General features: G+C 71.4%; 8 protein-coding genes and 1 pseudogene. 2 read left to right on the top strand and 7 right to left on the bottom strand.

Translation table 11 applies throughout. The features are described from left to right. The 5 genes and pseudogenes from ACFWBT_RS36310 to tkt all read right to left on the bottom strand — a co-directional run. Positions 1-302, bottom strand: a pseudogene (locus ACFWBT_RS36310) (glucose-6-phosphate isomerase); the annotation flags it as partial. Next, positions 295-1,230 (bottom strand): glucose-6-phosphate dehydrogenase assembly protein OpcA, encoded by a 936-nt coding sequence (gene opcA / locus ACFWBT_RS36305; RefSeq protein ID WP_385707254.1) that lies wholly within the window; start codon positions 1,228-1,230, stop codon positions 295-297. The gene opcA and the pseudogene ACFWBT_RS36310, both read right to left, overlap by 8 nt. Continuing rightward, positions 1,227-2,885, bottom strand: a complete 1,659-nt coding sequence (gene zwf, locus ACFWBT_RS36300; RefSeq protein ID WP_385707252.1) for a glucose-6-phosphate dehydrogenase — start codon at positions 2,883-2,885, stop codon at positions 1,227-1,229. The genes opcA and zwf overlap by 4 nt, the downstream gene beginning before the upstream one ends. Beyond that, positions 2,882-4,027 (bottom strand): transaldolase, encoded by a 1,146-nt coding sequence (gene tal / locus ACFWBT_RS36295; protein ID WP_385707250.1) that lies wholly within the window; start codon positions 4,025-4,027, stop codon positions 2,882-2,884. Before tal ends, zwf begins: the two co-directional genes overlap by 4 nt. A 19-nt stretch (positions 4,028-4,046) precedes the next feature. Further along, positions 4,047-6,122: a transketolase gene (gene tkt, locus ACFWBT_RS36290; protein WP_385707248.1), complete on the bottom strand. Its 2,076-nt coding sequence runs from the start codon at positions 6,120-6,122 to the stop codon at positions 4,047-4,049. A gap of 146 nt (positions 6,123-6,268) precedes the next feature. Between tkt and ACFWBT_RS36285 the strand changes: the two genes are divergently transcribed. Further along, positions 6,269-7,177, top strand: a complete 909-nt coding sequence (locus ACFWBT_RS36285) for a helix-turn-helix domain-containing protein (RefSeq protein WP_385707247.1) — start codon at positions 6,269-6,271, stop codon at positions 7,175-7,177. 188 nt (positions 7,178-7,365) lie between these two features. Here ACFWBT_RS36285 and ACFWBT_RS36280 read toward each other — a convergent pair whose 3' ends face one another. Both ACFWBT_RS36280 and ACFWBT_RS36275 read right to left on the bottom strand, forming a co-directional pair. Next, positions 7,366-8,769 (bottom strand): glycoside hydrolase family 16 protein, encoded by a 1,404-nt coding sequence (locus ACFWBT_RS36280; protein ID WP_385707245.1) that lies wholly within the window; start codon positions 8,767-8,769, stop codon positions 7,366-7,368. A 243-nt stretch (positions 8,770-9,012) separates the two neighbouring features. Continuing rightward, positions 9,013-10,251, bottom strand: coding sequence for an Ig-like domain-containing protein (locus ACFWBT_RS36275; RefSeq protein WP_385707256.1), 1,239 nt, complete (start codon positions 10,249-10,251; stop codon positions 9,013-9,015). 360 nt (positions 10,252-10,611) lie between these two features. Here ACFWBT_RS36275 and ACFWBT_RS36270 point away from each other — a divergent pair. Continuing rightward, a partial coding sequence (locus ACFWBT_RS36270; RefSeq protein ID WP_385707243.1) for an FAD/NAD(P)-binding protein occupies positions 10,612-13,240 on the top strand: 2,629 nt, incomplete at its 3' end.

The raw sequence follows: 13,240 nt of genomic DNA, 5'->3' as shown, positions 1-13,240 counted from the left end.
GCGGTGTGCAGCACCGCCCGGTCCTCGGTCACGTTGATCTTCTCGCCCCGGAACATCGCGTCCCGCAGCCCGAACACATCGGTCGCCGCGGCCAGTTCCTGGAGCAGGGCGAGGGTCTCGTCGGTGATCAGATGCTTGGAGTAGTCGATCCGCAGGTCACCGACCTGTAGGACATAGCGCTCGGCGCGCGCGGGGTCGGCGGCGAACAGCTCGCGCAGCCGCGGGTGGAGCAGCGCGGTAGCGCGGTGGTCCTCCAGGGCCACCCACTCCGGGCGCCGTGTGGGCTTGGGGGAGTCAGACATGACGGGGGGTCTCCTTGGTGGCCTTGCCCCGCAGGGCGACGGCGTACATCTCGTCCGCGTCGAGCCGGCGCAGTTCCTCGGCGATCAGTTCGGAGGTGGAGCGCACCTTCAGCGCGAGGGTGCGGGAGGGCTGTCCGGGCAGCGACAGCGTGGCCAGCGGCCCTTCGGGGCGGTCGATCACGATCTCGCCGTTCGCGGTGCCGAGCCGGACGGCGGTCACCACGGGGCCCGCGGTGACGACGCGCTCGGTCTTGACCTGGAGGCGGGCCTCCAGCCAGCGGGCCAGCAGTTCGGCGCTCGGGTTGTGCGCCTCGCTCTCGACGGCCGCGGAGATCACCTTCGCCCGGGCCTGGTCGAGGGCCGCCGCCAGCATCGAGCGCCACGGTGTCAGCCGGGTCCACGCCAGGTCGGTGTCGCCCGGCGCGTACGAGGCGGCGCGGGATTCGAGCGCCTGGAGCGGGGTCTCGACGGCGTACATGTCGGTGATCCGGCGCTGCGCGAGGGCGCCCAGCGGGTCCTTGACCGGGTTGTCGGGCGCGTCCACCGGCCACCAGACGACGACCGGGGCGTCCGGCAGCAGCAGCGGCAGGACCACCGAGTCGGCGTGGTCGGAGACCTCGCCGTAGGTCCGCAGGACGACCGTCTCGCCGGTGCCGGCGTCGGAACCGACGCGTACCTCCGCGTCCAGACGGGAGTTGGTGCGGTCGCGCGGGGTGCGGGCGACGCGCTTGATCACGACCAGCGTGCGCGAGGGGTGCTCGCGGGAGGCCTCCTCGGCCGCCTTGATCGCGTCGTAGGCGTTCTCCTCGTCGGTGACGATGACCATCGTCAGGACCATGCCCACGGCGGGGGTGCCGATGGCACGGCGCCCCCGTACGAGCGCCTTGTTGATCTTGCTTGCCGTGGTGTCGGTCAGGTCGATCTTCATGGCCTGCGCCAGCTCCGTCCGTCTCGTGCGAGCATCTCGTCGGCTTCCTTCGGGCCCCAGCTGCCCGAGGGGTACTGCGCGGGCGTGCCGTGCTTCTCCCAGTACCCCTCGATCGGGTCGAGGATCTTCCAGGACTCTTCCACCTCCTGGTGACGGGGGAAGAGATTGGCGTCGCCGAGCAGGACATCCAGGATCAGTCGTTCGTACGCCTCGGGGCTGGACTCGGTGAACGACTCGCCGTACGCGAAGTCCATCGTGACGTCCCGGATCTCCATCGACGTACCCGGCACCTTCGATCCGAAGCGCACCGTCATGCCCTCGTCGGGCTGCACGCGGATGACGATCGCGTTCGCGCCGAGCTCCTCGGTGGCGGTGGAGTCGAAGGGGGAGTGCGGCGCGCGCTGGAAGACCACCGCGATCTCCGTCACCCGCCGGCCCAGGCGCTTCCCGGTCCTGAGATAGAAGGGGACGCCCGCCCAACGGCGGTTGTCCACCTGGAGTTTGACGGCCGCGTAGGTGTCGGTCGTCGAGCCGGGGTCGATGCCGTCCTCCTGGAGGTAGCCGCGCACCCTCTCGCCGCCCTGCCAGCTCGCCGCGTACTGGCCGCGCACGGTGTGCTCGCCCAGGTTCTCCGGCAGCTTCACCGCCTTGAGGACCTTGAGCTTCTCGGCGAGCAGCGACTCGGCGTCGAAGGCCGCCGGCTCCTCCATGGCGGTCAGCGCCATCAGCTGGAGGAGGTGATTCTGGATCACGTCCCGGGCGGAGCCGATGCCGTCGTAGTAGCCGGCCCGGCCGCCGATCCCGATGTCCTCGGCCATGGTGATCTGGACGTGGTCGACGTACGACCGGTTCCAGACGGGCTCGTACATCTGGTTGGCGAAGCGGAGCGCCAGGATGTTCTGGACCGTCTCCTTGCCCAGGTAGTGGTCGATACGGAACACCTGGTCCGGGTCGAACACGTCGTGCACGATCCGGTTCAGCTCGCGCGCGCTCGTCAGGTCGTGGCCGAACGGCTTCTCGATGACCGCGCGGCGCCAGGAACCCTCCGGAGCGTCCGCCAGGCCGTGCTTCTTGAGCTGCTGGACCACCTTCGGGAAGAACTTCGGCGGTACGGAGAGATAGAAGGCGTAGTTGCCGCTGGTGCCCCGGGAGGAGTCCAACTCCTCCACGGCCGACCGTAGTTGCTTGAACGCCGCGTCGTCGTCGAAGTCACCGGGGATGAACCGCATGCCCTCGGCGAGCTGCTGCCAGACCTCCTCGCGGAACTCCGTCCGCGCGTGCTCGCGCACGGAGTCGTGCACCACCTGCGCGAAGTCCTGGTCCTCCCACTCACGACGGGCGAACCCGAGGAGCGAGAAGCCCGGCGGCAGCAGACCCCGGTTGGCGAGGTCGTACACGGCCGGCATCAGCTTCTTGCGGGACAGGTCACCGGTCACACCGAAGATGACGAGCCCGGAGGGGCCCGCGATCCGGGGGAGCCGGCGGTCGCGCGGGTCGCGCAGCGGGTTGTCCCGGTCGGGCGCCGGGACGCCGAGCGCCTCGGCGAGTGCCTCGGGGCTCAGCCCGTCCGGTTCCACGGCCGTGTCACCAGGTCCCTGCGGCGCGGCGGGCGCACCCTGCGGGGTGCCGTCGGAAAGCGCCTCACCCTTGGTCATTCCCCCTCAACTCCCTTGCCGCGGAGCGAAGCCGCCACCGCGTCGAGAAGATCCTCCCAGGCCGCCTCGAACTTCGAGACGCCCTCGTCCTCCAGCTGCCCGACGACCTCTTCGTAGGAGATCCCGAGCGCCTCGACCGCAGCCAGATCGGCACGCGCCTGGGGGTAGCCGCCGGTCACCGCGTCGCCGTGGATGTCGCCGTGGTCGGCGGTGGCGTTCAAGGTCCCCTCGGGCATGGTGTTGACCGTGCCCGGCGCGACCAGCTCGTCGACGTACAGGGTGTCCTTGTACGCCGGGTCCTTGACGCCCGTGGAGGCCCACAGCGGACGCTGCTTGTGCGCGCCGGACGGGGCGAGCGCCGTCCAGCGGGCTCCGGCGAACACCTCCTCGTACGCCTCGTAGGCGAGCCGCGCGTTGGCGAGCGCCGCCCTGCCCTTGAGCGCGAGGGCCTCGTCCGTGCCGACCTTCGCGAGACGCTTGTCGATCTCGCTGTCGACCCGGGAGACGAAGAAGGAGGCGACGGAGTGGATGCCGGCGAGGTCGATGCCCGCGGCGTGCGCCCGCTCCAGGCCCGCCAGGTAGGCGTCCATGACCGCGCGGTAGCGCTCCAGGGAGAAGATCAGCGTGACGTTGACGCTGATGCCGAGGCCGATGACCTCGGTGATCGCCGGGAGGCCCGCCTTCGTCGCGGGGATCTTGATCATGACGTTCGGGCGGTCGACCAGCCAGGCCAGCTGCCTGGCCTCGGCGATCGTGGCGGCCGTGTGGTGCGCCAGCCGGGGGTCGACCTCGATGGACACCCGGCCGTCCCGGCCGCCGGTCGTCTCGAACACGGGGCGCAGGACGTCGGCGGCGGCGCGCACGTCCGCGGTCGTCATCATGCGGACGGCCTCGTCGACCGTCACCCCGCGCACGGCGAGGTCGGCCAGCTGCTCCTCGTATCCCTCGCCGGAGCCGATGGCGGCCTGGAAGATGGACGGGTTGGTGGTGACGCCCACCACGTGGCGGTTCTCGATGAGTTCGGCCAGGTTGCCGGACTCGATCCGCTTGCGGGACAGGTCGTCCAGCCAGATGGAGACGCCTTCGTCGGAGAGGCGCTTCAGGGTTACCGCGGTCGCGGCTGCTTCGGTCACAGTGATCATCTTCCTTCGTGCGGTCGGATCAACCGCGGACTGCGGTGAGAGATTCCCGCGCGGCGGCGGCTACGTTCTCGGCGGTGAAACCGAACTCGGCGAACAGGGTTCCGGCGTCGGCGGAGGCGCCGAAGTGCTCGAGCGAGACGATGCGTCCCGCGTCACCGACGTACCGGTACCAGGTCAGGCCGATCCCGGCCTCGACGGCCACGCGGGCCTTCACGGACGGCGGCAGGACGCTCGCCCGGTACTCCGGGGACTGCTCCTCGAACCACTCGACGGACGGCATCGACACCACCCGGGTGCCCACGCCCTCGGCCTCCAGCCGCTCGCGCGCGGCGACGGCGAGCTGCACCTCGGAGCCGGTCGCGACGATGACGACGTCCGGGGTCTCGGTGGAGGAGTCCCGCAGTACGTAACCGCCGCGCGCCGCGTCGGCGTTGGCCGGGTAGGTCGGCACGCCCTGACGGGTGAGGGCCAGACCGTGCGGGGCCGGGTTCGTGGCGTGCCGCTTGAGGATCTCGCCCCAGGCGATCGCCGTCTCGTTGGCGTCGGCCGGGCGGACGATGTTCAGGCCGGGGATGGCGCGCAGCGAGGCGAGGTGCTCGACCGGCTGGTGCGTCGGACCGTCCTCGCCCAGGCCGATCGAGTCGTGCGTCCAGACGTACGTCACCGGGAGCTGCATCAGCGCGGACAGCCGGACGGCGTTGCGCATGTAGTCGGAGAACACCAGGAAGGTGCCGCCGTAGACACGGGTGTTGCCGTGCAGCGCGATGCCGTTCATCTCGGCGGCCATCGAGTGCTCGCGGATGCCGAAGTGCACGGTGCGGCCGTACGGGTCGGCCTCCGGCAGCGGGTTGCCCTTCGGCAGGAACGAGGACGTCTTGTCGATGGTGGTGTTGTTCGAGCCGGCCAGGTCGGCGGAACCGCCCCACAGTTCGGGGAGCACGGCGCCGAGGGCCTGGAGGACCTTGCCGGAGGCGGCGCGGGTCGCGACGGACGTGCCCTCCTCGAACACCGGCAGGGCGGCCTCCCAGCCCTCGGGGAGCTGGCCCGCGACGATCCGGTCGAAGAGCCTGGACCGCTCGGGGTTGGCGGTGCGCCAGACGCCGATCCGCTTGTCCCAGGCGGCGTGCGCCTCGGCGCCCCGGTCGAGGGCCTGACGGGCGTGGGCCAGCACCTCCGGGTCGACCTGGAAGGTCCGCTCCGGGTCGAAGCCCAGGATGCGCTTGGTGGCGGCGATCTCCTCGGCGCCGAGCGCCGAGCCGTGCGAGGCCTCGGTGTTCTGCGCGTTGGGCGCGGGCCAGGCGATGATCGTGCGCATCGCGATGATGGAGGGGCGCCCGGTCTCGGCCTTGGCCGCGGTGAGCGCGGTGTGCAGCGCCTGCACGTCGATGTCGCCGCCGAGCGCGGGCTCGATGCGCTGCACGTGCCAGCCGTACGCCTCGTAGCGCCCCAGGACGTCCTCGGAGAAGGCGGTCGCGGTGTCGCCCTCGATGGAGATGTGGTTGTCGTCGTAGACGAAGACAAGGTTGCCGAGCTTCTGGTGGCCGGCGAGCGAGGAGGCCTCGGCGGAGATGCCCTCCTCCAGGTCGCCGTCGGAGACGATCGCCCAGACGGTGTGGTCGAAGGGGGACTCTCCCTCGGGGGCCTCGGGGTCGAAGAGGCCGCGCTCGTAGCGGGCGGCCATCGCCATGCCCACCGCGTTGGCGACACCCTGCCCGAGCGGACCGGTCGTCGTCTCCACGCCCGCGGTGTGTCCGTACTCGGGGTGACCGGGCGTCTTGGACCCGTGGGTGCGGAACGCCTTCAGATCGTCGAGACCGAGTTCGTAGCCCGACAGGAAGAGCTGCGTGTAGAGGGTCAGAGAGGTGTGTCCGGGGGAGAGGACGAAGCGGTCGCGGCCGGTCCACTCCGGGTCGGCCGGATCGTGACGCATCACCTTCTGAAAGAGGGTGTACGCCGCCGGGGCCAGACTCATCGCGGTCCCGGGGTGACCGTTGCCGACCTTCTGCACGGCGTCGGCGGCCAGAATGCGGGCGGTGTCGACGGCGCGGCGGTCGAGCTCGGTCCAGATGACACCGTCGGAGCTCTGCGTACTCATCTTCAAGAAGTCCTCACTGAATGGGCGAACTCTGGGTCGATGCCTTCAAACCTAAAAGTCAGACTTTTGCCGGGGAAGGTGCCCGTGTGTCAGCCTTCGGTGAAAGTGGGACACGCAGAGTCGTGGTGAGCCGACGCGAGAAGGACATGGCAGACAGAACCACCCAAGGCGGTGCCGGGAGCGAAGGCGGCCAGGACGGGATCAGGACCTTCCCCTTCCCGGCCGATCTGAGCCTGTCCGGCGTGGGCATGCAGGTCGGCGCGATGGGGACCGGGCGCACCTGGCACGCGGACGCCCCGCTGGAACGCGTGCACCGCATCGACTTCCACGTCGTGATGCTCTTCCACGAGGGCCCCGTCCGGCACATGATCGACTTCGCCGAGTACGAGGCCCGCGCGGGCGACATCCTGTGGATTCGGCCCGGTCAGGTGCACCGCTTCTCCAGCACCGACCGCTACCGCGGCACCGTCCTGACCATGCAGCCCGGATTCCTTCCCCGCGCGACCGTCGAGGCGACCGGCCTCTACCGCTACGACCTGCCCCCGCTGCTGCGCCCCGACGCCGGACGGTTCACGGCACTGGAGCACTCGCTCGCCCAGCTGGAGCGCGAGTACGTCGACACGACCACGCTGCCGCTCAGCCTGCACACCTCGGTGCTGCGGCACTCGCTCACCGCGTTCCTGCTGCGCCTCGCCCATCTCGCGGCGAGCTCCGCCGAGGCGGCCCGCGAGCACACCGACACCACCTTCACCCGCTTCCGGGACGCGGTCGAGAAGGACTTCGCCACCAACCACAGCGTCAGCGCCCACGCCGACGCCCTCGGATACTCGCGCCGCACCCTGGTCCGCGCGGTGCGCGCCGCCACGGGCGAGACCCCCAAGGGCTTCATCGACAAGCGGGTCGTCCTGGAGGCCAAGCGGCTTCTCGCCCACACCGACATGCCGATCGGGCGCATCGGAGTCGCCGTCGGCTTCCCGGACGCGGCCAACTTCTCCAAGTTCTTCCACCAGCACACGGGGGCGACCCCGGTGGCCTTCCGGGCCGAACTGCGCTGAGAGGGGCGGACCTTGTGGGTCCGCCCCTCCATGACCTGTCCCGGCCGGCCGTACGGCTGTTGATCACCGCCGCCCGGTGCCGGGTGGCTGCCCGGTCGGGCCAGGGGCGATCATCCGTCAGTTCGCCTGTCGGCGGCCGAAGGCGCGGCCGTCAGGTCTCGGCCGCCGGAATCTCGGCGGCCCGGGGCTCAGTGACCGAAGTCGAACCAGTTCACGTTCACGAAGTCCGCGGGCTGACCGCTGGTGAAGGTCAGATAGACGTCGTGGGTTCCGGTGACGGAGCTGATGTTCGCGGGCACGGTCTTCCAGGCCTGCCAGCCACCGGTGTTGCCCAGCGCGAAGCTGCCGACCGGCGTGCTCGTACGGCTGTCGAGGCGCACCTCGACCAGGCCGCTGACCCCGCCCGCCGCGCCGCTCGCGACCCGGCCGTAGAACTGCTTGGCGGCCGTGGAGCCGAAGTTGACGCCCTTGTAGAGCGCGTAGTCGCCGTTCGCGAGCGCGCTGATGTTCTGGCCGCCGCCGGAGTCGGTGGTGGTCTCGGTGCCGACGCCCGCCTGAGCGTCGTAGGACTCGGCCTGGATGGCGCTGTACGCGTCACGGTTGCCGGTGGGCGGCGGAGTGGTGCCGCCACCGCCGCTGCCCGACTGGAGCACCTGGACGTAGTCGACCACGAGCGGGTGGCCGGGTTCCGTGCCGCTGTCCGGGCCGCCGCCGAAGGCGTCCGGGAAGCCACCGCCCATCGCGACGTTCAGGATCACGAAGTAGCCGTGGTTGGTGGCGTTCGTCCAGGTGGTCGCGTCGACCTGGTTCGCCCGGACCGTGTGGAAGTTGACACCGTCGAGGTAGAAGCGCATCTGCTCGGGGCTCGTCGACTTGTCCCACTCGACGGCGTACGTGTGGAACCCGGCCTGACAAGTGGCCCCCGTGCAGGGGGTGTTGCCGCCGATGCCGGAGGTCTCGTTGCAGGGGCCGCCCGGTGAGGTGCCGCAGTGCATGGTGGCCCACTCGGTGTTGAGCCCCTGGACGTTCTCCATGATGTCCAGTTCACCGATGCCCGGCCAGTTCCAGTAGTTGCCGCGGAAGGGCGCGCCCAGCATCCAGAAGGCGGGCCAGTATCCCTTGGCGGCCGCGCCGGTCACGTTCGGCATCTGGAGGCGGGCCTCGACGCGGAGCTTGCCGCCCGCGGGCGGCTGGAAGTCGGTGCGGACCGTCTCGATCCGGCCCGAGGTCCAGTTGCCCGAGGCATCGCGCCGGGGCGTGATCCGGAGGTTGCCGGCGCCGTCGAGCGCGACGTTGTTGGTGCTGGACGTCATCGTCTCGATCTCGCCGGTACCGAAGCCCGCGGGACCACCCGGGTAGCTCGTGCCCGTCGTGTACTGCCAGTTGGCCGTGTTGACGCCGGTTCCGGCGGACCCGTTGAAGTCGTCGAGGAAGACCTGGGACCAGCCGGAGGGGGGTGTGGGGGCGGAGGCGTTCGCGGGGAGGGTGGCTGCCGTGGCGGCCACCGCCGCCAGGCTCAGCGTGCTGAGCACGGCGATGAGCACGCGCCGCAGTGGGCCGCGTCTGACAGGTGTGCCGGAAGTTTCACTCATGGGGTGTGCCTCTTCGGGTACGGGGTGTGGGGTGCGCGGGTGGTCGTGAGAGCGCTCCCATGGCCATTGAGAGCGCTCTCACAGCAGCTGCGCGGCCAATGTGCTCTCTGTCACTCCGGCCGTCAAGAGGTGAAGCCGAGAAAGTCCTTACGGGTCAAGGGAGTTCACGCCGTGAAAGAAGGGGGCACGCGGAAGGGACGGGCCCGGCGCGGTCCGCCGATGCCCGCCCCTCGGGATGGGCCGTCAAAGAGCGCTGCCGGCCTTCCAGTCCGCCCACGACAGGTTCCAGCCGTTGAGGCCGTTCGACGCTTCGACGGTCCGCTCGCCCGAGTTCTTCACGACCACCACGTCACCGGGCATCGAGCTCTCGTAGAACCGGGAGCCCGGCACGGAGGCGTCGTCGGCGCCCTTCACGTCGTGCAGGCCGATGCAGCCATGGCTGGTGTTGCTGCCGCCGAAGACCGAGGCCGAGGCCCAGTAGTTGCCGTGGATGAAGGTGCCGGACGTGGTCAGGCGCTGTGCGTGCGGCACATCCGCGATGTCGTACTCGTCGCCGAGCCCGACCGTCGAGGACTCCATCCGGGTCTCCTCGAACCTCTCGCTGATCACCATGATCCCGGACCAGGTGGTGTGGTCCGCGTCGCCGCCGCTGACCGGGTAGGTGGCGAGGGCCGCGCCGTCCCGTTCGACCGTCATGGTCTTCTTCGCGAGGTCCACCGTGCTCACCTGGTGGCGGCCGATGCGGAAGGTGACGTCCTTGGACTGGACGCCGTAGACGCCGTCCGTGCCCTCGACGTCCTTCAGGCGCAGGCTCAGCGTGATCTTCGTGCCCGCCGCCCAGTACCGCGCCGGACGGAAGTCGAGCCGGGTGTTCCCGAACCAGTGGCCGACCACCTCGACCGCGGGCTCCGCCGTCACCGTGATGGCCCTCTCGACGGCCGCCCGGTCCGTCACGGCCTTCGTGAAGGTGATCGACACGGGCATGCCGACGCCGGAGGTCGAATTCGCCTCGGGCGTGAAATAGCCCACGAAGGTCTCGCCCGGGGACTTCGTGACGAAGACCGCGGTGTGCTCCGCGGCACCCTCCGCTTTCGCCGTGACCGTGTATTTGGTGCCCGAGTACGGATTCCCGGTGGAAGTCCATCGGGTGCGGTCGTCGTCGAAGGATCCGGCCAGAGTGGAACCGTCATTGCCGGACACCTCGACCGTCGACAGAGTGCCGTCGGTCACCGAGACCTCGACCGGGCGGGTGAAATCGGCCTTCCTCGTGCCGTCGGCGGGGCTGACGCTGACGGCCGGTGCCTTCACCTGGGACTTCACCTCGGTCCCGGCCTGTGTCGCGCCCGTCGGCGTCGTTCCCGTCCCCTCGGCGGCGTCCGCCGGATCGCCGCACCCCGTCAGCGCGAGGGCCGGCACCGCGGCGCCGAGGGCGGCGAGGATTCCCCGCCGTGACCAGGCAGGACGCCCGGGCCGGTGCCGCACGGGCCCCGAGGCGTCCGGTGCTGACTCGGGCCGGTTCGATATCTCAGGGACGTCCACGGAACGCCTTTCCTCGGTTCTTCGCTCACCACCACTGCGGGTGCATCCTGCGCGACTTCCGTGGGTTGATTCTTTGAATCCGACGGCTCCAGCCTGAGATTCCTGTGAGGACGCCCGGAGAGACGGCCTAAATCCACGGTTGCCGGGCCACCTTGGAATGTGAACAGAGTATGAAGCGCCGACCGGGTCCCTGAGTTTCCGTGAGATCCCCTTCCAGGAGCCCCTTTTTCTTGACCTCTCCGGTCGCCGAGTGACGAAGGAGCTCCGCTTGCCGGTTCCGCAGCAGACCCGCCGGAGGTATCCGTGAATCCAGCCCGAGAGCGGCACACCGTGGCGATCGTCGGAGCGGGCGCGGCCGGCGCACTCACCGCCGTGCAGCTGTGCGAGACGGCGACCCGGCGCCGCACCCCGCTCGAACTCGTCCTGGTCGATCCGGCCCCCGAAGCCGGACGCGGCACCGCCTACGCCACCGTCGATCCCCGACACCGGCTGAACGTGCCAGCCGACGGCATGAGTTGCTACCCCGACGACCCCGGACACTTCACGCGCTGGCTGTGCCGGCACGGCGAACCCACCGTCAGGGGAACCGACTTCGCCACCCGCTACCGCTACGGCGCCTACCTCGCCGACACCCTGGCCCAGGCGATCGTCCACGCCCACGGCACCGTCGCCGTGCACCGGCTGCGGACCAGGGCGGAGGGCTGCGTCCCCGTCCCGGGCGGGGGACTGGAGCTTCGACTCGCCGACGGGGAACGCCTGGCGGCCCACAGCGCGGTCCTCGCCACCGGACCGGCGGCCCCGACCGGCGACCGGGTCCCGCCCGGACTCCGTACCTCCGAACGGTTCATCGGGTCCCCCTGGGCGCCCGGCGCCCTCGACGGACCCCTCGCCGAGCCGGCCGCCCGCGCGAGCGGACGCGCGAACGCCGACGTCCTGCTGGTGGGCACCGGGCTCACCGCGGTCGACCTGGCGCTCAGCCTCGACCGGCCCGGACGCACCGTGCACGCACTCTCCCGCACCGGCCTGCTGCCGCAGCCGCACGCGCTGAGCCCCGCCGCCGAGATGGCCGCACCCGAAGGGCTCGACGCGCCGACGCTGGCCACGCTGCGCCGGACCGTCTACCGCCACATCGGCCGCGCCGTGCGGGCCCACGGCGACTGGCGCCCCGCGCTCGACAGTCTGCGCCCGCACACCGCCCGCCTGTGGCACAGCCTCACACCCGAGGAACGTGCCCTGTTCCTGGAGCGCGAGGGCGCGTTGTGGAACACCCACCGCCACCGGATGGCGCCGCTGACGGCCGAGTCGGTGGCCCGGGCCCGTACGGCCCGGCGGCTGCGGGTGCACACGGGCAGGATCGCCGACGCCGTCGTACGGCCCGACGGCTCCGTACGGGTCACGCTCTCCGACGGCCTGGACATCCCGGCAGGTTGGGTGATCGACTGCACGGGGCCCGGCCCTCGACCCGAAGACCCCCTGTGGCGCTCGCTGTTCGACACGGGAGCCGCCGTCCCCGGCCCGCTCGGTCTGGGCGTCGCGACCCGCGACGGCAGACTCCTCGACGCCGGGGGCAGGGCCGGACTGCCGGTGTTCACCCTCGGTGCCCCGCGCCGCGGCGAACTGTGGGAGACGACCGCCGTCCCCGAGATCCGGGTCCAAGCCGCCGACCTGGCCGAGCAGTTGCTCGCAGCCCAGGCGCCCCCGCGGCGCTCCGCGCGCCGTCGGCCGGTCGACGCCCACGGACTCGCGCTGTCCACCCACGCCGAGGCGGCCGCCGCCCATCGCACCGGCCTCGAACGGGTCCTCAAGGTCAGGGCCGGTGCCGAGGACGCCTTCGCCCGTGCCGTCGCCCTCGACCCCGGCTTCGCGCTCGGGCACGCCGCGCTCGCCCTGCTCGGCCACGAGTGCGGCGCCGACGTCGACGTACCGAGGGCGCTGGCCGACGCGCGGCGCTGCGCGCGGGAACGGGCCGACGAGCGCGAGCGCTCCTTCGTCGACGTGGTGACCCGGCGCGTGCACGGTGGGTCCCCGGACGGAGGCGCGCGGGCTCTGCTCGGGCACCTCGCCGCGCACCCCGCCGACGCGCTGGCACTCGCCGCCGCCGTGCCCACCATCGCCTTCTCCGGCATCAACGACCTCGACACGGGCTACGCGTTGAGCCTGGTCGAGCGCGCCGCGCCCGCCTACGACGGTCACTGGTTCCCGGCCTCGCTCCTCGCCTTCCTGCGCCAGGACCAGGGCCGGTACGACGAGGCCGCCGAACTGGCCCGCCGCGCGCTGACCGCCGAGCCGGCCTCCGGACACGCCGTGCACGCCCTCGCCCACGTCCACTACGAATCAGGGGCCCACGAGACCGGCCGCGACTGGCTCGACGCCTGGGTGTCGGGGCACGGGCGGGGCGCCGTCCACCGGGCCCACTTCTCCTGGCACATCGCCCTGCACGAACTGGCCCTCGACGATCCCGCCGCCGTCCGCAGACGCTGGTTCGCCCAGCTGGCGCCGGGGCGGGTGACCGGCGTACGTGCCCTGGTCGACTCGGGGTCGCTGCTGTGGCGGGCCCGGCTCAGCGACAGCTGGCGGGGGCGGGTACCGGCGGCGGACGTCCTCGACAGCGTCGCCCGGGAGATCGTGGAACGGCCCGCGACCGCCTTCACCGCGCTGCACGCCGCGGTCGCCCTCACCGCCGTCGGCGATCTCGCGGCGCTGCGCCGGCTCCGCGACCACGCGGCCGGCGCCGACCCCGTGCAGCGCGAGGTCGTCGTCCCCCTCTGCGAGGCCTTCGCCGCCCTCGTCGAGGAACGCTTCTCCGAAGCCGCCCGGGGCCTGGACGCGCTCCTCCCTGTCCTCGGCCGGGTCGGCGGCAGCGCGGCCCAACGGGAGGTCGTCGAGGAGACCCTGCTGTACGCCCTGGTCGCGGCGGGCCGCTGTGAAGCGG

The sequence above is a fragment of the Streptomyces sp. NPDC060027 genome, from assembly GCF_042737005.1.
Classification (GTDB): Bacteria; Actinomycetota; Actinomycetes; order Streptomycetales; family Streptomycetaceae; genus Streptomyces.
The sequence above is the reverse complement of the archived record's forward strand: the minus strand, read 5'-3'. Positions and strand labels throughout refer to the sequence as shown.

Excerpts from the sequence above, each read along its gene's own strand:
- ACFWBT_RS36280 (WP_385707245.1), bottom strand. The coding sequence starts at position 8,769 with ATGAGTGAAACTTCCGGCACACCTGTCAGACGCGGCCCACTGCGGCGC.
- tkt (WP_385707248.1), bottom strand. The coding sequence starts at position 6,122 with ATGAGTACGCAGAGCTCCGACGGTGTCATCTGGACCGAGCTCGACCGC.
- opcA (WP_385707254.1), bottom strand. The coding sequence starts at position 1,230 with ATGAAGATCGACCTGACCGACACCACGGCAAGCAAGATCAACAAGGCG.
- ACFWBT_RS36285 (WP_385707247.1), top strand. The coding sequence starts at position 6,269 with ATGGCAGACAGAACCACCCAAGGCGGTGCCGGGAGCGAAGGCGGCCAG.
- zwf (WP_385707252.1), bottom strand. The coding sequence starts at position 2,885 with ATGACCAAGGGTGAGGCGCTTTCCGACGGCACCCCGCAGGGTGCGCCC.
- tal (WP_385707250.1), bottom strand. The coding sequence starts at position 4,027 with ATGATCACTGTGACCGAAGCAGCCGCGACCGCGGTAACCCTGAAGCGC.